This is a genomic window from Nostocoides jenkinsii Ben 74 (genome assembly GCF_001046875.1).
GTDB lineage: Bacteria > Actinomycetota > Actinomycetes > Actinomycetales > Dermatophilaceae > Nostocoides_A > Nostocoides_A jenkinsii.
The window spans coordinates 2,069,101-2,087,355 of the sequence record NZ_HF571038.1 but is presented as its reverse complement, the minus strand read 5'-3'; the positions used below and the strand labels follow the sequence as shown (position 1 = coordinate 2,087,355).

Sequence of the window (18,255 nt, the reverse complement as noted above, 5' to 3'; positions counted from 1 at the left end):
CAGCGCCTCATGCGGCTCGGTCGCCCTCCCGCTCTGCTCATCGCGTCCGGGCGGCGGGCGCCGGGGACGGCGCGGGTGAGCCAGGACGTCCACCTCGGCACCGACGACCAACTCTTGGCGACGCTGCAGAGGATGAGCGGCACCGCGCCGGAGTTGTTCTCTGACGAAGAACTCATGCGCACTGTCTTGCCGGCCGTCCGGGGCGACTATAAGGCGGCCGAGACCTATCGACACCCTCACCACTGGACGCCGTTGCCCCTGCCGATCACGACAATCAACGGGGTCCAAGACCCGGAAGTGACGCCGGCCGAGGTCGAGGCCTGGCGGCACCACACAACCGGGGAGTATGCCGCGCACTGGTTCCCGGGCGGACACTTCTATCTCAACGACCATGCCGAGGCGGTCATGCGACTGATCCGTCAGGCCGGGATGCGTCTGTAACAGCTCAGGCGCTCAGGGCCGGTGCGGTCTCCTCGACGAGCAATGATCAGAACCTGTGGATGGCCTTCGGCGGGGTGACGTGAGGGAGCGCACCTTCCCGAGGAAGAACTGAAGTCCAAGTAGCTCTGATCGGGACCGGCGTTGACGCGCTGGTTCGGGAAGGTGCGCTCATGCTCACCGCAATTGACCAGGATCCGCGATCCAACCAACACTGTCGACGGTGCTCGAAAACTGAACAGTTTCGGCGCTTGAAAAGTGAACACCCTCTGAGATTGGAGAGTGATCACTATGGAGGACTGGGCGTTGATCCGGCGGTTGGCTGCCGATGGGGTGGCCAAGGCTGAGATCGCCAGGAAGTTGGGGATCTCGAGGACGACGGTGGTCAAGGCGGTGGCTTCGTCGGGACCGCCGAAGTATGAGCGTGCCGCGTCAGCGACGTCGTTCACGCCGTTCGAGAGCAGGGTCCGGGCCTTGTTGGCGGAGACCCTGGGCATGCCGGCCACGGTGATCGCCGAACGGGTTGGCTGGAGCGGGTCGATCCGGTGGTTCCGCGACAACGTCAACCGGGTCCGGGCTGATCATCAACCGATCGACCCGGCGGACCGGTTGTCGTGGTCGGCGGGGGATGTCGCGCAATGCGATCTGTGGTTCCCGCCGCGCAAGATCCTGCTCGAGGACGGCACCCGCACGTTGCTGCCGGTGCTGGTGATCATGTGCGCGCATTCCCGGTTTGAGGTTCCCCCCGGACCGTGGAGGCATCGACAATTTGGATCGAGATGCCGGAGAAGCGGAAGAAGTACGACCGGGAGTTCCGTGAGGGAGCGGTCCGGATCGTCGAAGAGACCAAGAAGCCGATCGCGCAGGTTGCCCGTGACCTCGGCGTGAACGAGGGCACTCTGGGTAACTGGGTGACTCGTGCGCGCGCCGAGGCCGACGGCAGCCGCGGCCTATCCCGCGATGATGTCGCCGAGTTGAAACGGCTCCGCGCCGAAGTCGCGGAGTTACGGATGGAGCGTGATGTCCTCAAGCGATCCGTGGTCCTGTGGGTGAAGGAGGCGACGAAGTGAGCGTGGCCCGCTTCATCGCCGACCAGACGAAGTGAGCGTGGCCCGCTTCATCGCCGACCAGAGGACCAAGCACCGAGTGCCGCACACCATCGTCTGTGCCCTGTTGGGGGTCTCCCTGGCGTGGTTCTACAAGTGGCGGGCCCGAGCCACCGGGCCGGCCGCCGACTCGGGCCTGCACACCACCCGAGATCTGCGCCGCGACACTGTCGACCGCGCGGTCGCGGTGGCGTTCCGGAAGGCCCGCGGGGTGCACGGCTCACCCCGGCTGGTCCATGACTTGCGCGACGACGGCTGGACCGTCAGCGAGAAGACGGTCGCGGCCTCGATGCGCCGTCAAGGGTTGGTCGCCCGCCGGATCCGGCGCCGTAACGGCCTGACTAGGCAGGACAAGACCAAGCGCCGTTCCCCGACCCGCTCCGACGCGACTTCACCGCCGACCGCCCGAACAGCCGGTGGGTTGGTGATATCACTGAGATCCCGACGGGAGCCGGGAAGCTTGCACCTGGGCTGGCGTAACCACCTACGGCTGGGACGGGACTACTACGTGCGCGTGGACACCAACGACTACTCCCCCGCACGCGGGGGCACCCCCAGGTCCACCCCAGCGCGATCGGAGGACGGGTCGACGTCACCGCTGACCTAGCCACCGTCCGAGTCCGTCACGGCGGCCGTCTGGTGGCCGAACACGACCGGCGGTGGGCCCGCTCGATGACGGTCACCGACCCCGCGCACGTGCAGGCTGCTGCCGTGCTGCGACGCACCTACCAAGGCCGCGACCCGGTCCCAGCGGAGGACCCTGCCCTGGGCATGGTACGAGACCTGGGCGACTACGACCGCGCCTTCGGCCTCGACGCCGGTGGCCTGTCATGAGCGCCAAGACCAGCGCTTCGACGTCGGCCGCTGAGACGCTCAAGACGATCACCCACCTCGCGGCAGCATTGAAAGCGCCACGGATCACCGAGTCCGCCGCCCGGCTGGCCGACCACGCCCGCGACGCCGGCTGGACCCACGAGGACTACCTCGCGGCCGTCCTGGATCGTGAAGTCGCCGCCCGCAACGCCTCCGGCGCCCAGCTGCGGATCCGAGCCGCCGGGATGCCCGCAGTCAAGACCCTCGAAGACTTCGACTTCGACCACCAACCCGGCGCCCGCAGCACCGTCCACGCCCTGGCCTCCGGGGCCTACCTGACCGAGCACCGCAACGTGGTCCTCCTCGGCCCGCCCGGCACCGGCAAAACCCACCTGGCCACCGCCCTAGGTGTCGCGGCCGCCAGGCAAGGACACCGCGTCCTGTTCGCCACCGCCACCGACTGGGTCGCCCGCCTGGCCGAAGCCCACACCCGCGGCCGGCTCCCCACCGAACTGACCCGCCTACGCCGCTACGGCCTGGTCATCGTCGACGAAGTTGGCTACCTCCCCTTCGAACAAGAAGCCGCGAACCTGTTCTTCCAACTCGTCTCCTCACGGTACGAACACGCCTCGCTGATCCTCACCAGCAACCTGCCCCTCAGCTCCTGGGCCGGCGTCTTCGGCGACCAAGTCATCGCCGCCGCCATGATCGACCGAATCGTTCACCACGCCGACGTCATCGCCCTCAAAGGCGCCTCCTACCGCCTACGCGACCGAGGCATCGACACCCTGCCCAGCATCAAAGCCGAACAAGGCTCAATAGACTGACCAAACCGTTCACTCTTCAAACGCCGAAATCGACCAGATTTCAAGCGCCGTCCACAGCACCTGACGGATCGCCGAGGCCTAGCGCGGGGCGCACCCGGTCAGGGCGACGCCAACCAGCCCGCATGTTTCCGCGGGTCACTAGGACGCACAAGGCGCACCCGACCCAACACGGGTCACTACCCACGTTCACCCATCTGCTACCACGCGTCTCGGTCGTACGCAGCCGTCTAGGGCAAGCAGAGGGCCCTTCCTCCGAACGGAGAAAGGGCCTCTGACCTGCGTAAACGTGGAGACTAGGGGGTTCGAACCCCTGACCTGAAGCTTGCAAAGCTACCGCTCTACCAACTGAGCTAAGTCCCCGAGACCGGGAGTATGAAGTTGTGGGAGCCTGCTTGCAAAGCAGGTGCGCTACCAATTGCGCCAAGGCCCCGAGGTGCGCCGGGGGGCCGGCGCGGGTAGGTCAGCTTGCTGGCGTGCTTGATGGGGTGGTGGGTGCCTCGGGCTTCGGCGCGGTGGCCTCGGCCCAGAGGTCCTTGTCGGCCTTGGAGCGGTCGAGGTTCTTCTTGACGATGGTCGCACCAACAGCGGTGGCGATGACCAGCAGCAACTTGCGCATGGTGTCTCCTCCCGGGGAAACGGACCCGCCTCGACCGATCGAGGTGGGTTGCTGGTGGGCCTAACAGGACTTGAACCTGTGGCCTCTTCCTTATCAGGGAAGCGCTCTAACCGTCTGAGCTATAGGCCCCAGCCACGCGTGCCGACGAGGACACGCGACGCACGAGATTACCCCACGCGGGCGCGCCCAACCAAAACGAGGTCAGTCGTCGGTGAGCGTCATCTGCACGCCGCCGACCAGCGACGCGCAGATGTTGTAGAGGAAGGCGCCCAGCGTCGCCATGGCCGTCAGCAGCAGCACGTTGACGACACCGAGCACGACCGACAACGACACGACTCGGCCGAAGCCGGCGATGTCCATCAGGTCGAACTTCGTCGAGGTGTCGCCGATGACCTTGTTGACCATCGAGTTGATCTGGTCGAACACGCCCATGCCGGACAGGAGCATCCACAAAACGGTGATCATGACGACCGTCGCGATGCCGAGCCCCACGGCGACCAGGAAGGACACCTTCATCGCCGACCACGGGTCGATCCGGGAGGCCGTCAGGCGCACGCGGCGGCCGGTTGGCCTGGCGGCGGAGGGCGCGATCGGCTTCGGCGCGGGCGTTGGCGGGACCGCCACAACCTCTTTCACGCTCACTCTTCACCTCCGGAATCGGTGGGGGCAACAGACCCCGTGTCCTGGTCGGACACTACCGCGTCCACCTCGGAAACCTCCGGCGCCCCAGCGGAATCACCCTCGGACCCGACTTCGGCCTCGACTTCGGCGGCGGCCTCGCTGCGAGCCACGGCGACGATCGCGTCCCCGGTCCGGGGCGTCGCGAAACTGACACCCATTGTGTTGCGTCCGGTCAGGCGGACCTCGTCGACGCGGGAGCGGACGATATTGCCCTTCTCCATCACCACGAGCACCTCGTCGGCCGCCGACACCGTCAGCGCACCGACCAAATCACCGCCCCGCTCGGACAGCTTCGCCACGGCCACGCCGAGTATGCCGCGCCCCTTGCGCGACCACTCCGAGGCCTTGGACCGCTTCGCCAGCCCGGATTCGAAGACGACAAAGACATCCGGATCCGTCCCCGCCGGGATGACGCTCATTGACAGCAGCGAATCCTCGGACCGGAACTTCATCCCAGTCACCCCGGACGTCGCCCGGCCCATCGGCCGCAGCTGGGTGTCGTCCGCGGCAAAGCGGGCCGACTGCCCCTTCCGAGAGACCAGCAGCAGGTCGTCGACGTTGTCCACCAGCCCGGCCCCGACCAGATGGTCGCCGTCGCGCAGGTTGATGGCGATGACGCCACCACTGCGCGGGGAGTCGAACTCGGCGAGCCGCGTCTTCTTCACCAGCCCCCGCTCGGTTGCCAGGACGAGGTATGGCGCGGCCTCGTAGTCGTGGATCGCGAGCACCGCGGCGATTGTCTCCCCGGGCTGGAAGGCCAGGAGGTTGGCCACGTGCTGACCCTTGGCATCCCGACCCGCATCCGGCAGTTCGTACGCCTTCGCGCGATAAACGCGACCAAGGTTGGTGAAGAACAACAGCCAGTGATGGCTGGTCGTGGTGAAGAAGTGCGACACCACGTCCTCGCCACGCAACTGTGCCCCGCGCACGCCCTTGCCGCCACGGCGTTGCGAGCGGTACTCGTTCACTCGAGTGCGCTTCGCATACCCACCGCGGGTGATGGTGACGACCACATCCTCCTCGGGGATGAGGTCTTCCATCCGCATGTCCCCGTCGAAGGGGACAATCGTGGTGCGGCGGTCATCGCCATACTTCTTGACGATCTCGGCGAGCTCGTCGGAGACGATCGTGCGCTGCCGGCCGGGCTTGGCGAGGATGTCCTGGAAGTCCAGGATCTCGGCCTCGATCTCGTCATGCTGCTCAACGATCTTCTGCCGCTCCAAGGCCGCGAGCCGGCGCAGCGGCATGTCGAGGATTTCCTGCGCCTGCCGCTCGTCGATCTCCAGCATCGCCATCAGCCCGGCGCGCGCCTCATCGACCGTGCGCGAAGCGCGGATCAGCGCGATGACCTCATCGAGCCGGTCGAGCGCCTTGAGCAGACCGCGCAACAGGTGGATGCGCTCCTCCGCCTTGCGCAGGCGATAGGTCGTCCGACGCTGGATGACGTCAATCTGGTGCTCGACCCAGTGCCGGATGAAGGCGTCGATCGGCAGCGTCCGCGGCACCCCGTCGACCAGGGCGAGCATGTTGGCACCGAAGGTCGTCTGCAGCGGGGTGTGCTTGTAGAGATTGTTGAGGACGACCTTGGCAACCGCATCGCGCTTGAGCACGATGACCAGGCGCTGGCCGTTCTTGCCCGACGTCTCGTCGCGGATGTCGGCGATCCCCTGCAGGCGACCGTCCTTGACCTGCTCGGCGATCTTTTGCGCGAGTGCGTCCGGATTGACTTGGTATGGCAGTTCCGTCACGACCAGGCAGGTGCGGTTCTGAATCTCCTCGACCGTCACCACCGCGCGCATCGAGATCAGGCCGCGACCAGTGCGGTAAGCATCCTCGATCCCCTTGCGCCCCATGATGAGCGCACCCGTGGGGAAGTCCGGCCCGGAGATGCGGGCCATGACCTCGGTCAGCTGCTCTTCGCGTGTGGCGTCGGGATTGGCCAGCATCCACTGCGCCGCGTCGGCGACCTCGCGCAAGTTGTGCGGGGGGATCTGGGTCGCCATCCCGACCGCGATGCCGGCCGAGCCGTTGACGAGCAGGTTCGGGAAGCGCGACGGCAGGACCGTCGGCTCGCTCTCCTTGCCGTCATAGTTCGGACCGAAATCAACGGTGTCCTCGTCGATGTCGCGCACCATCTCCACCGACAGCGGCGCCATCCGGCACTCGGTGTATCGAGGCGCCGCGGCCCCGTCGTTGCCGGGGCTACCGAAGTTGCCCTGGCCCTGCACCAACGGATAGCGCAGCGCCCAGTCCTGCACGAGGCGCACGAGGGTGTCGTAGATCGCGCTGTCGCCGTGGGGATGGTATTTGCCCATGACGTCGCCGACGACGCGACTGCACTTGTTGAAGCCGCGATCCGGTCGGTAGCCGCCGTCCCACATCGCGAAGATGATCCGCCGGTGGACCGGCTTCAATCCGTCGCGCACATCCGGCAGCGCCCGCGCCACGATCACGCTCATCGCGTACTCGATGTAGCTGCGCTGCATCTCGACGTTCAGATCGATGGGCTCGATCGCGTCGGCACCCTCGGGAGGCAGTTCAGTCATCTCGCTCTTCTCACGTTCGGATTCACGTCGTCAGCTGGTTTTCGAATCAGGCTGGGAGGTGGGGGGGTATGCCGGCGCGGCTGGATGGGTCTGGCGGGAGCCGGGGCGAGCGCCAGCGAGCCGCGGCGGATGGGGGCCGCGCCGGCATACCCCCCATCTTCCAGCAGCGACCAACATCAGATATCGAGGAAACGGACGTCGCGGGCGTTGCGCTGGATGAAGCTGCGCCTCGACTCCACGTCCTCACCCATGAGGATCGAGAAGATCTCGTCGGCGGCGGCGGCATTGTCCAGAGTCACCTGCAGCAGGGTGCGCTCGGCGGGATCCATCGTCGTCTCGCGCAGCTCTTGCCAGTCCATCTCGCCCAGACCCTTGTAACGCTGGATCGGGTTCTCCTTGGGCAGTCGCTTGCCGTCGGCCTGACCCGCCGCGACGAGCCCGTCGCGCTCGCGATCGGTAAAGGCGAACTGGTGCGGCCCATTCGCCCACCGGATGCGATAGAGCGGCGGCTGGGCGAGGTAGACATAGCCGGCCTCGATCAGTGGCTGCATAAACCGGAAGAGCAAGGTCAGCAGCAGGGTCCGGATGTGCATGCCGTCGACATCGGCATCGGCCATCAGAATGATCTTGTGGTAGCGAGCCTTCTCGATGTCGAAGTCCTCGCCGATGCCGGTCCCGAACGCGGAGATCAAAGCCTGGACCTCCTGGTTGGCCAGGATCTTGTCGATCCGCGCCTTCTCGACGTTCAGGATTTTCCCTCGTATGGGGAGGATCGCCTGGTTGAACGACTCTCGGGCACGCACGGCGGAACCGCCGGCCGAGTCACCCTCGACGATGAACACCTCGGAGACGGCCGGGTCCTTGGCCTGGCAGTCGCGTAGCTTGCCGGGCAAGCCACCGGATTCGAGGACCCGCTTGCGGGTTGCCTCTCGCGCCTTGCGGGCCGCGACGCGAGCGGTCGCCGCCTGAATGGCCTTGCGGACGATCTCCTTGCCGACACCCGGGTTGCGTTCCAGCCAGGCGCCGAACTCATCCGTCATGGCGCGCTGGACGAAGCCCTTGACCTCGGAGTTGCCGAGCTTGGTCTTGGTCTGCCCCTCGAACTGGGGCTCGGCCAGCTTGACCGAGATGACCGCCGTCAAGCCTTCGCGGACGTCGTCGCCGGTGAGATTCTCTTCCTTCTCCTTCAGCACATTCTGCTTGCGGGCGAACTCGTTGATGAGCTTTGTGAGCGCGGCCCGGAAGCCCTCCTCGTGGGTGCCGCCTTCGTGCGTGTTGATCGTGTTGGCGTAGGTGTGGACCGACTCGCTGTAGGCCGTGGTCCACTGCATCGCCAATTCCAGGCTGAGGCTGCGGGCGGCGTCCTCGACCTCGATGCTGATGATGTCGGGGTTCACCGGGTCGGATTTCTTCGACCCGACGAGATGGGAGACGTAGTCGACCAGCCCGCCGTCGTAGCGGTAGGTCACGGTCTTGGCCTTGGTCGCGACGACCGCGTGACCCTGCTCGGCGGCCTCGCTGTCGACGACCTCCTGCACGTCGTCCTCGAGGTTGTCGAGGTCGAGGTCATCGTCGCTCGCAACCGGAACCCGCTCGTCGATCAGCGTGATGGACAACCCCTTGTTGAGGAAGGCCATCTGCTGAAAACGCGCGCGAATCGTCTCGTAGTCGAACTCGATGGTGTCGAAGATCTGGGCGTTGGGCCAGAAGGTGATCGTCGTGCCGGTGGCCTCGGTCTCCTCCATCCGCGTCAACGATCCGGTGGGGACACCGTGGTCGAAGGACATCCGGAAGGCGTGGCCCTTCTGGCGCACGCACACGTCCATACGCGTGGACAGGGCATTGACGACCGACGAACCGACCCCATGCAGACCACCGGAGACCTTGTAGCCGCCCCCGCCGAACTTGCCACCGGCGTGCAGCTGGGTCAGGACCAATTCGACGGCCGAGACCCCCTCGGTGGGGTGGATGTCGGTGGGTATGCCGCGGCCGTTGTCCTTGACGCGAACCGAGCCATTGGCCATGAGCGTGACGATGATGGTGTCGGCATAGCCCGCGAGCGCCTCGTCCACCGCATTGTCGACGATCTCCCAGACGAGATGGTGCAGACCGCGCTCACCGGTGGACCCGATGTACATACCCGGGCGCTTCCGGACGGCCTCCAGGCCCTCCAGAACGGTGATGGCACTCGCGTCGTAGGCGGGCACGCTGGTCTCGTCGGGCCGATCAGCCACGGTGCTCCTCGGGATTCGCAATCATGGCGCCAAATCGGTCACGATCGGCGGCCTGGGCAACGCTCAATTCTACCTGTCACCGGTCGAAAACATGGCATTGGACCACCTTTTGGGCCCATCTGAGCGCATGGGGGGCGCCGCTCCACGGGGGGCTATGCGACGACGGGGTTTCGCGGCGCTACGCGGCTGCTGACAGGCGTCGGCTTGGGTGCCTCAGCTCAGCTTGAACGAACTGATGGCATCGCTCCAGGTGCCCATCGCGGCCTGTCGATCGAGGTAGCCCGCGAACCGGCCGCCCGCGTAGTAGCTCTGCCGGTAACCGAGCAGGTCACAGCCGTTCATCGTCACGAACGAGCTGACGCGGTTGTCCCAGCCGAACGGCATGACGGCGTTGGCATAGTCCGTATCCAGCTTGCTGGCGGTGCACGGGTGGTAGCCACCGAGTTCCTTCTTGGCACCAAGGAAGTTGCCGCCGTCGAAGAAGACGACTAGGACCCGCCAGCCCGGCCGGGCAGCTTTCCACGCCGCCACCTCGGCGGCCGAGGTGAAGCACGCCGCCTCTCCGCCGTCGAGGTCACCCACGCAGTGGCTGCTACTCATCGCCGGCGCCTCGATCCCCTCACCGCCGACGGCGCTCGCGGTGGGCATCCCGAGGGCGACGGGGACAGCAACGGCCGTCATGGCTGCGGCAGCGGTCAGGCGAGAAATCATGGGAACTCGTTCTTCATGGCGGGGTGTGCGATCGGCTGGGTCAGACGCCAAGTATGCAATGGAGCTACCGACGAGTACGCCAATCCGGGCGAGACGCGTGCCCGGGTTGCCGGTCGTTGGATTAGCGTGGGCGCCGCCGGGGCGAGGCCGCGGCATACATCCATCTTTGCGGCATCTGCCCATCAATGCAGGGAGAGTCTCGTGACGACGCCAGTACCCACCCGCCCATATGTGCTCGTGCACGCGGGGGGCCGGACGTGGCAGGCCAGCGGACAACTGCACCGGACCCGGCTGCTCGCCGACGTTCCCGCGCCGGCGCCGGCCGGTGGCCTGCCGGTGGTGAGCATGGTCCCCTACTGCCAGATCCGGGAGCGGGGGTATGCCGTGCACGACGGCGGCGAGGAGATCCTCACCCTCGTCCCGGACGAGGTCGTCGACATCGACCCGGAGAGCCTGCGACTGCCCGGCGGTGCGGACTCGCCTCTCACCCCCGGACCGCTCGAACTCACCTCCAGCGACGAGGAGTATGCCGCGATCGTCGAGGCGGTCATCCGCGACGAAATCTGCCGTGGCGAAGGGGCCAACTTCCTCATCTCCCGACAGGGCCGGGTGCAGGTCGGGCCCGTGGACGACGCGGCGATGCGTGATCTGTTCGCACGCTTGGTCGCCGCCGAGCCGGGCGCCTATATGACGTATTGCTTCGCCACCGGCGACCGGTGGTTCGTCGGCGCCTCCCCGGAGCGGCACATCACCGTCACCGATGGCGAGGTGACGATGAGCCCCATCTGCGGGACCCTCCCGAAGAAGGCGTTGACGCGTCGGGCCGACCTGATCGAGTTCATCACCGATCCCAAGGAGATCAACGAACTCTTCCAGGTGGTCGATGAAGAACTGAAGATGATGTCCCGACTGTGCAGCGCGGGCGGGACGGTGGTCGGGCCTTACCTGCAGGAGATGGCGGCGCTGGTCCACACGGCATACGACCTGACTGGGCGCAGTGAACTGGCGCCGATCGACATCTTCCGGGACTCAATGTTCCCGGCGACGATGATCGGCAGCCCGCTGGAGAATGCCGCGCGGATCATCCACAAGTACGAGCCGGGGTCACGCCGCTACTACACGGGCGCGGTGCTCGTGCGCACCCGTGGGGAGGGGGGCCGGGAGAATCTCGACTCGGCGATCACCATCCGCTCGATGGAGATCAGTGCCGCGGGCGAGGTGATCCTGCAAAGCGGCGGCACGATCGTGCGCGACTCCGAGCCGGTCAAGGAAGTGGCCGAGGTCGTCTCCAAGATGCAGGGGCCGCTGAACGCGCTGCACGGCGTACCGGCCCCGGCCCCGAGCCTGGATCAGTTCACCGACCGGGCCGTCAACGACATTCTCGCGCTGCGCAACAAGTACCTCTCGCGGTTCTGGACCCGGGAACAGGCACACGAGGACGACCGCCCGGCCGGGCGCAGCTTGCGGATTCTGGTGATCGACCACGAGGACGAGTTCACCTTCATGCTGGTGCACGCGCTGCGCAGCATGGGCCATCGGCCGCAGTGGCACCGCTGGTCGGATGAGGGCTTGTCCCTAGGTGACTGGGACCTGGTGCTGCTCGGGCCCGGCCCGGGCGACCCGCTGGACCAGGGCTCAGCCAAGATGGCGAGCCTGCACGCGCGAGTCGCCGAATGTTTGGACCGGGAGATCCCGTTCGTCGCGGTGTGTCTGGCGCACCAGGCCCTGAGTCACCAGCTGGGGCTGCCGATCGTGGCGCTGGACCCGCCGCGGCAGGGGGTGCAGGAGACCGTCGACCTGTTCGGTCGGCAGGAAGCGGTGGGGTTCTACAACACCTTCTGCCCCGTGACCGATGCGGGTATCCCGGATGGGATCGCGGCGGCGACGCTGGAGGACGGGCGGCATGTGGCCGCGCTGCGCGGACCCCACTTCTCCAGCTTCCAGTTCCACGTCGAGTCGGTGCTCACCAGCAACTCGATCACCATCCTGCGCGACGCCATCGACCGGTTACCCAGGTCGACGGGCAGAGCCACGCCGTAAAAATGGGCCGTATGCGGCGTGTCCCTGCCCGTCGAGTTCGTGGAGGCCCGTCGAGTTTGTGGGCCTGGCTCAGCTCAGCCGGAAGCTGGAAATGTCGTTGTTCCAGCGCACGAGCTTGATGTCGTGGTCCACCCAGCCACGGAAGGCGTCGCCGCGGAAGCTCGTGCCGTCGTAGCCCTTCATGTCGCAGCGGTTGCGGGTGACGAAGGAGCCGGCGCGGTTGTTCCAGCCGTAGGTGCCGAGGTTCGGTAGGGCGTAGTCGACATCGCGGGTCGTGGTCGTGCAGGCGCCGTTGGCGTGGCCGAGCGTTAGCGTCTTGCCGCTGTAGCCCGTGCGGTCATAGAAGATCACTAACGGGATCCAGCCCCGCATTCCGTCGGTCGCGCGCTGGGCCTCGGCCTGTGTGGCGTGGCAGCTGAGCAGCCGGCCATCGGTGTCTCCGATGCAGTGGGCGCCGACGGCGCGATCGGGAGCGGCCTGGGCGGGGGCGGCCACGGCCATACCGCCGAAGGTCGCGGCAGCGACTCCGACATAGGCGAGCTTGCGAAGCATGAGTTGTTCCCTCCTGGGTACGTGGGTCAGGTCCTCGGGCAAGTTGGGTTACTTGTGGTAGCCACTCCGCTCACCCCATCGACGTTGCCAGCCGAGCCCGACCGTGTGGCTCTCCGGAGGTGGTTTATTTCTCAACCAGTTGCCCACAACCGGGCGCCCGTATGATGAAAGGTGCGTTCCCCGCATACTCCCCGAAAGGCTCCTGCCGCATGTCCTCCCGCCTGTCCGACGTCGCGTCCCGCCGCACGATCCTGCCCGCCGGAGCCTCGGTCGTCGACACGCTGACGGCGGCGAACGTCCTGCTCAACGGCCCGACTGGGGTCATCGCCGTCCAGACCGACGACGGCGTGGAGCGCGACCTGACCTGGGTGCCGGACGCCGAGACCGAGGTGGCGCTGATCCAGCGTGACTCGCCGGCCGGGTTGGCGATCATTCGTCACTCGACCACCCACATCATGGCCCAGGCGGTCCAGAACCTGTTCCCGTCCACCCGCTTGGCGATCGGCCCACCGACCGCCGAGGGCTTCTATTACGACTTCCTGTCGGATCGCAACTTCACGCCCGACGACTTGGTGGCGCTGGAGGAAGAGATGCGCCGGCTCGTCGCCGACGGGCAGCTTTTCCGACGCCGGGTGCTGACCAGCCTGGCTGACGCCGAGGCCGAGTCGGCGCAGGAGCCGTTGAAGCAGGAGCTCATCGCGACTCACCCGGTCCCGTGGCGCTTCGAGGGCGACCCGTATGGCGATGACGCGCTGTCCTATTACGACAACCTGTCGTACGACGGCGAGCGGAAGTGGACCGACCTGTGCCGCGGCCCGCACGTGCTCGACACGAAGTACCTCGGCGTTTTCACGCTGACCCACGCCGCCGCGGCCTACTGGCGCGGCGATGAGAAGCGCGAGCAGCTGCAGCGCATCTATGGCACCGCCTTCTTGGACCGGAAGGCCCTCAAGACCTATCTCACCGAGCGCGAGGAGCGTCTCAAGCGCGACCACCGCAAGCTCGGCGAAGAGCTCGACCTCTTCACCTTCGACCCGCACATCGGTCGCGGTCTGCCGCTGTGGCTGCCAAACGGCACCATCATTCGCGACGAGTTGGAGAAGTGGGCGCGCGAGACCGAGCGGTCGCTGGGCTACAAGCGCGTGGTCACGCCGGCGCTGGCCAAGGAGGACCTCTACTACCTCTCCGGCCACCTGCCCTACTACACCGACGACATGTACGCCCCGATCTCGATCGAGGACGAGACCTACTACCTGCGGCCAATGAACTGCCCGCATCACCACATGGTTTATCGGGCGCGGCCGAAGTCCTATCGCGACCTGCCCTACAAGGTCGGCGAATACGGCACGGTCTATCGCTTCGAAAAGTCCGGGCAACTCCAGGGGCTCATGCGCACCCGCGGCTTCACCCAGAACGACGCGCACATCTACTGCACCGACGAGCAGGCCGAGGAGCAGTTCCTTGAGGTCATGCGGATGCACGAGATGTACTACCAGCAGCTCGGCATCACGGACTTCCACATGGTGCTGGCCGTGCGTGACCCCGCCAACACCGACAAGTACCACGACGACGAAGAGATGTGGACGCGCGCCGAGGCGATCACCCGGGGCGCCATGGAGAAGTCCGGCATCCCGTTCATCCTCGACGTCGGCGGTGCGGCGCACTACGGCCCGAAGATCGACTTCATCATCCGGTCCGTGACCGGCCGCGAGTTCGCCGCCTCGACCAACCAGGTCGATCTCTACACACCGAAGCAGTTCGGCCTGACCTACAAGGCCTCCGACGGGACCGAAAAGACCCCGATCGTCATCCACCGCGCGCCGCTCGGCTCGCACGAGCGTTTCGTCTCCTTCTTGACCGAGCAGTATGGCGGTGCCTTCCCCTTCTGGCTCGCCCCCGAGCAGATCGTGGTCGTCCCGGTCACGGACACCTTCGACGAGGGCGCGCAAGCGGTTGCCGATGAGTTGTATGCCGCGGGGCTGCGCGCCGAGGCCGACGTCTCGGATGCCCGGATGCAGGCCAAGATCCGCACCCACTCGATGCGCAAGGTCCCTGTCACGATCGTGGTCGGCGCCCGCGAACTCGAAGAGCGGACGGCGTCGGTGCGGCTGCGCACCGGCGGCTCCTGGACGGCCCCGCTCGATGAGGTCAAGGACTACCTGCTGACCGTCGCGCGCGACCGCCGCCTGGTGCTCGACACGCCGTGAGCCGAGGGCGTTCTGGGAGCGGCGGACGCGCCAGCGTCCGGCGCGCCCGGAACGCCCTCGGGGTCGCGGCAGCGCTGCTGCTCAGCGCGTGCACTGGGGCTGAGATTGTTGCGGGAACCCATACCTCTGCCCTCGCGCCGGCTCGCGCATCGTCGACGCCGAGTTCATCACCGAGTGGCTCGCGGACCTCGTCACCGAGTGTTTCGCGACCCCCGGCGGGCACTCCCCGGCACGTGACGCGTCGCGGGGCCTATGCGCCAGCCGGCGCGGAGGCCTTCGCCGACACCCCGGTGTACTACCGAGACGGCTGTCGGTTCACCGAGGATTCAGCGCAGGTGCCGGCGCCCGGAACGTGCCACTACGGAACGCCGGGAGGACGTCGGGTCGCCCTGGTGGGGGACTCCAAGATCGGCCAATGGCTGCCAGCCCTTCAGCTGATCGCGCAGGCCGAGCGATGGGAGTTGCTGTTCTATTCGCGCAGCGGCTGCCCCTATGCAATCGAGGGCGTGAGCACCGATTGCCGGGCATTCGTCTCGACGGTGCACGAGCGGCTCGCAGCTACGGAGAAACCCGACCTCGTCATGGTCTCCCAGATCGGGCACAGCACCACAATCGCCGCATCCGAGGCCGCACTCTTGGCCGAGCTGGCCGCGGCGGGAGCCCGCGTCGTCGCGCTAGCCGACACGCCACAACCCGGCCGCGTGTCCCTTCCCGAGTGCCTCCTGGCCGCGACGGACTACTGGCGGGATTGCCGGTTCCGCAAGAACGACGGATCGGGCACCAGGACGCTGCGGGACGTGGTCGCTGCCGTCCCCGGCGCTGTCTTCGTCACGCTCAACGACCTCCTGTGCGCACCCGCGGACGGCTGTCCGCCCGTCCTGGACGGCATCGCCCTCTATCGCACCGGCTCACACCTGACCGCGAGCGCCGTCCTCGCCTTCACCCCAGCCCTGCATAAGCGACTCATCGAGGCCGGGGTGGCGCGCGGACCAGTCGTCGCGCGGAACTGACCCAATCCAGCCCGCGCGCTCAGGCCGGGTCCTCGCGGAGCGTGCCGTCGAAAAGCTGGCGAAGGTGATCGGGGAGGTGCTGCTCCGGGATCTGCACGTCGGTCGGCGGCGCCGAGCACGTGACGCCGTAGCAGAACGAGTCGGGCCGGGTCCGCTCCGCGCTCGCCTGCGCACGACCGTCAATGGCCTGCAGCGTGCGGCTCCCGAGAACCGACCGCCACTCCTGCGCCCGCGCCCGCGGAAGCTCATCCAACGCCACTGCACGCCGCACGGTCTGCCCGATGAGTCCGCCGCTGCGCGTCACCTCGACCACGGTGCCGGCCGGCACATCCGCCGGTGCCGGCGGCGTCGGGGCGTCCCCATCGCGTGGGTCGGGATCGGATTCTGGCTCCTGGGTGGCCCCCAGCACGCCCACCTCAGCCCACGCGTCGCGGACGGCGACCGCCTCGGGCGAGTCCGCGCCATACGTGGAAATGGCCTCGTCGACGGTGAGGCCGGCGAAGGTGACGAAGTCACAATCGGCACTGATGCCGGGGCCGGTCAGCACGGCATACCAAATCCGGCCGGGTGCCTCCCAGGCCGAGCCGCCCAGGGTGGTGGCGACGAGATAGAACGCCTTGTTGGGGATGCCCGAGTTGATGTGCACCCCGCCGTGGTCCTCGTCGGTGTCGACGTAGTCGTCCATGTGGGCCGGCTGCGGGTCCCGGCCCAGCAGGGGATTGTCGTATGCCGTTCCCGGCGCCTTCATCGAGCGCAGCGCCTGCCCGGCCAACTCACCGATCAGGAGTTCGGCGCCGATCAACCAGTCGGCGTCCGCGGCGCTCTGGCCCAGCGTGCGCTGCTTGACCAACGAGCCGAAGACGTCGGACATCGACTCGTTGAGCGCGCCGGGCTGCCCTTGATACATCAATCCGGCCGTGTGCTCGGTCACCCCGTGCGCCAACTCGTGACCGATCACGTCGAGGCTGGCGGTGAACCGCCCGAACACCTTGCCGTCACCGTCACCGAACACCATCTGCGTGCCGTCCCAGAACGCGTTGTCGTAGTCCTGCCCGTAGTGCACGGTCGCCCGCAGCGGCAGACCGCGCCCATCGAGTGAGTTGCGCTCGAACACCTCGGCATACAGCTGCCAGGTGTCGCCCAGCCCGTCGTAGGCCTCCGTCGCCGCCACGTCGTCCGTCGCCGGATCTCCCTCCCCGCGGACCTTCGTGCCCGGCAGGGCCGTGGCGTTGTGGGCGTCGCTGATCAGCCGCTCCGGGCCGCCGTCGATCGTGCTGAGCGGCAACCGTGGCCGCCCGGCCGACACTCGATCAGGGGCGAGGTGACCACGCCGACCGATCAGGCGCCGATCGGCATCAAGCAGCGCCTCCCGCGCGCTCGCCGCGATGTCGGCGTCGGCCGCATGGGCGAGCCGCTCGAGAATGTGGGGCGGAACGATGGTGCACCGAGACATGTCCCCTGCCTTTCCTGAGTGATGCCTCCATCTTGGACCAGAGCACCGACAGCCGCCCTGGCTACGCCTCAGCCATAGGTGTCGCGCGGGCCCCGGCCACCCGTCACGCCGCGTCGGCCGTGGCGCCAAGTGGGGGCGGTCGGACCCAGAATCCGGAGTTCGGTCACGACGTCCGGGCCGGTCTCCTCGGCGATGCGCGCCAGCAGGCTGCCACTGAGCAGGCGCAACTCCACGGCCCAGGACGTCGAGGCGGCGCGCACGACAAGTACCCCGTCGTCGAAGGTCTCCGGCCGGGCGTGCTCAGCCAGCGCGGGCCCGACGATCTGCGCCCACCGGCCGATCACGCCGCCCACCTCGACGTCCCGCTCCCAACCGCGGTCGGTGACGAGCCGGTCCACGACATCGCCGAGCAGACTCGGGTCGCGGTCCGTCGACTCGACACGCCCCGTGACCGGATGCCTTTTCCCTTTGGGTTTCGATCCGACCCGTAGGCCTTTGGCCCGGGCCGCCGCGCGCGCCCGGTTGAGCGCCTCCGTGGCCGCGTCGACCCCCGGCTCGTCAGCCGCGTCCAGTGGCTCACTCATTGGGCGGCACGACCTCGACCGACCCCCGCGTGACCAGGAGACTGGCGCCCACCAGCGAGGCGGGGATGTCCTCGGCGACGGCCGCGGTGATGATCACCTGCTCGCAGTCGGCGATCAGCCCCGCCAAGCGCTCCCGCCGCCCCGCATCCAACTCCGCGAAGACGTCGTCGAGGATCAGCACCGGATCCTCGCGGAGGTCATGCCGGAGCAGTCGGTATGCCGCGAGCTTCAGCCCCAGCGCAAATGACCACGATTCGCCGTGGCTGGCGTAGCCCTTCGCGGGCAGCTCCCCCAGCTGCAGCACCAGATCGTCGCGGTGGGGCCCGACGAGGCATTGACCGCGCTCGATCTCCGCCTCGCGCACGTCGCCAAGAGCGCCGAGCAGGGCCTGCGTCAGTTCCTCGATTTCGGGCACCTCCCCCGCCGCGATCGCGGCG

At 67.4% G+C, this 18,255-nt stretch carries 17 protein-coding genes, 2 tRNA genes and 1 pseudogene; 9 read left to right on the top strand and 11 right to left on the bottom strand.

The genetic code is table 11. The features are described from left to right. The 6 genes from BN13_RS09805 to istB all read left to right on the top strand — a co-directional run. Positions 1-441 (top strand): thioesterase II family protein (locus BN13_RS09805; protein ID WP_162199941.1); only part of this gene is annotated, 441 nt, incomplete at its 5' end. A gap of 288 nt (positions 442-729) precedes the next feature. After that, positions 730-1,326 carry a helix-turn-helix domain-containing protein gene (locus tag BN13_RS20940; RefSeq protein WP_201329077.1) on the top strand — a complete coding sequence of 199 codons (597 nt, stop codon included), beginning with the start codon at positions 730-732 and terminating at the stop codon, positions 1,324-1,326. Further along, complete coding sequence (locus BN13_RS09795) at positions 1,218-1,508, top strand: transposase (protein ID WP_048549051.1); 291 nt, start codon at positions 1,218-1,220, stop codon at positions 1,506-1,508. The genes BN13_RS20940 and BN13_RS09795 overlap by 109 nt, the downstream gene beginning before the upstream one ends. A 37-nt stretch (positions 1,509-1,545) precedes the next feature. Then, positions 1,546-2,151: an IS3 family transposase gene (locus tag BN13_RS20935; protein ID WP_201329076.1), complete on the top strand. Its 606-nt coding sequence runs from the start codon at positions 1,546-1,548 to the stop codon at positions 2,149-2,151. Between the two features lie 32 nt (positions 2,152-2,183). Beyond that, the gene (locus BN13_RS09785) at positions 2,184-2,378 is read left to right on the top strand and encodes a hypothetical protein (protein WP_048546412.1); all 195 of its coding nucleotides are present in this window, start codon (positions 2,184-2,186) and stop codon (positions 2,376-2,378) included. Beyond that, positions 2,375-3,184 (top strand): IS21-like element helper ATPase IstB, encoded by an 810-nt coding sequence (gene istB / locus BN13_RS09780; RefSeq protein WP_048546410.1) that lies wholly within the window; start codon positions 2,375-2,377, stop codon positions 3,182-3,184. The genes BN13_RS09785 and istB overlap by 4 nt, the downstream gene beginning before the upstream one ends. 287 nt (positions 3,185-3,471) lie before the next feature. On the opposite strand, the gene BN13_RS09775 is transcribed toward istB, so the two are convergent. From BN13_RS09775 to BN13_RS09750, 7 genes are all read right to left on the bottom strand, one after another. After that, positions 3,472-3,544: transfer RNA gene (locus BN13_RS09775), tRNA-Ala, on the bottom strand. 100 nt (positions 3,545-3,644) lie between these two features. Continuing rightward, positions 3,645-3,800, bottom strand: a complete 156-nt coding sequence (locus BN13_RS20005) for a DLW-39 family protein (RefSeq protein ID WP_201329075.1) — start codon at positions 3,798-3,800, stop codon at positions 3,645-3,647. 52 nt (positions 3,801-3,852) lie between these two features. After that, a tRNA-Ile gene (locus BN13_RS09770) sits at positions 3,853-3,929 on the bottom strand. Between the two features lie 72 nt (positions 3,930-4,001). Then, a complete protein-coding gene (locus BN13_RS09765; protein WP_235434008.1) occupies positions 4,002-4,436 on the bottom strand; it encodes a DUF3566 domain-containing protein in 435 nt (144 codons plus the stop codon). A gap of 2 nt (positions 4,437-4,438) precedes the next feature. Beyond that, a complete protein-coding gene (gene gyrA, locus BN13_RS09760) occupies positions 4,439-7,027 on the bottom strand; it encodes a DNA gyrase subunit A (RefSeq protein ID WP_048546408.1) in 2,589 nt (862 codons plus the stop codon). 176 nt (positions 7,028-7,203) lie between these two features. Next, positions 7,204-9,261, bottom strand: coding sequence for a DNA topoisomerase (ATP-hydrolyzing) subunit B (gene gyrB / locus BN13_RS09755; protein ID WP_048546406.1), 2,058 nt, complete (start codon positions 9,259-9,261; stop codon positions 7,204-7,206). A gap of 213 nt (positions 9,262-9,474) precedes the next feature. Then, positions 9,475-9,972, bottom strand: coding sequence for a hypothetical protein (locus tag BN13_RS09750; RefSeq protein ID WP_048546405.1), 498 nt, complete (start codon positions 9,970-9,972; stop codon positions 9,475-9,477). A 201-nt stretch (positions 9,973-10,173) separates the two neighbouring features. On the opposite strand from BN13_RS09750, the gene BN13_RS09745 reads away from it, so the two are divergent. Continuing rightward, positions 10,174-12,012, top strand: coding sequence for an anthranilate synthase family protein (locus BN13_RS09745; RefSeq protein WP_048546403.1), 1,839 nt, complete (start codon positions 10,174-10,176; stop codon positions 12,010-12,012). Between the two features lie 69 nt (positions 12,013-12,081). On the opposite strand, the gene BN13_RS09740 is transcribed toward BN13_RS09745, so the two are convergent. After that, positions 12,082-12,564, bottom strand: a complete 483-nt coding sequence (locus BN13_RS09740) for a hypothetical protein (protein ID WP_048546399.1) — start codon at positions 12,562-12,564, stop codon at positions 12,082-12,084. Positions 12,565-12,773: 209 nt separating this feature from the next. Here BN13_RS09740 and thrS point away from each other — a divergent pair, with 209 nt between their 5' ends. After that, complete coding sequence (gene thrS / locus BN13_RS09735) at positions 12,774-14,771, top strand: threonine--tRNA ligase (RefSeq protein WP_048546395.1); 1,998 nt, start codon at positions 12,774-12,776, stop codon at positions 14,769-14,771. Between the two features lie 233 nt (positions 14,772-15,004). Continuing rightward, a complete protein-coding gene (locus tag BN13_RS09730; protein ID WP_048546393.1) occupies positions 15,005-15,781 on the top strand; it encodes an SGNH hydrolase domain-containing protein in 777 nt (258 codons plus the stop codon). A 19-nt stretch (positions 15,782-15,800) separates the two neighbouring features. Here BN13_RS09730 and BN13_RS09725 read toward each other — a convergent pair whose 3' ends face one another. The 3 genes and pseudogenes from BN13_RS09725 to BN13_RS09715 form a co-directional block, all read right to left on the bottom strand. Continuing rightward, positions 15,801-17,234: a protealysin inhibitor emfourin gene (locus tag BN13_RS09725; RefSeq protein ID WP_048546391.1), complete on the bottom strand. Its 1,434-nt coding sequence runs from the start codon at positions 17,232-17,234 to the stop codon at positions 15,801-15,803. Between the two features lie 68 nt (positions 17,235-17,302). Next, complete coding sequence (locus BN13_RS09720) at positions 17,303-17,818, bottom strand: DUF721 domain-containing protein (protein ID WP_048546390.1); 516 nt, start codon at positions 17,816-17,818, stop codon at positions 17,303-17,305. Further along, a pseudogene (locus BN13_RS09715) lies at positions 17,811-18,255 on the bottom strand (DNA replication/repair protein RecF); the annotation flags it as partial. The gene BN13_RS09720 and the pseudogene BN13_RS09715, both read right to left, overlap by 8 nt.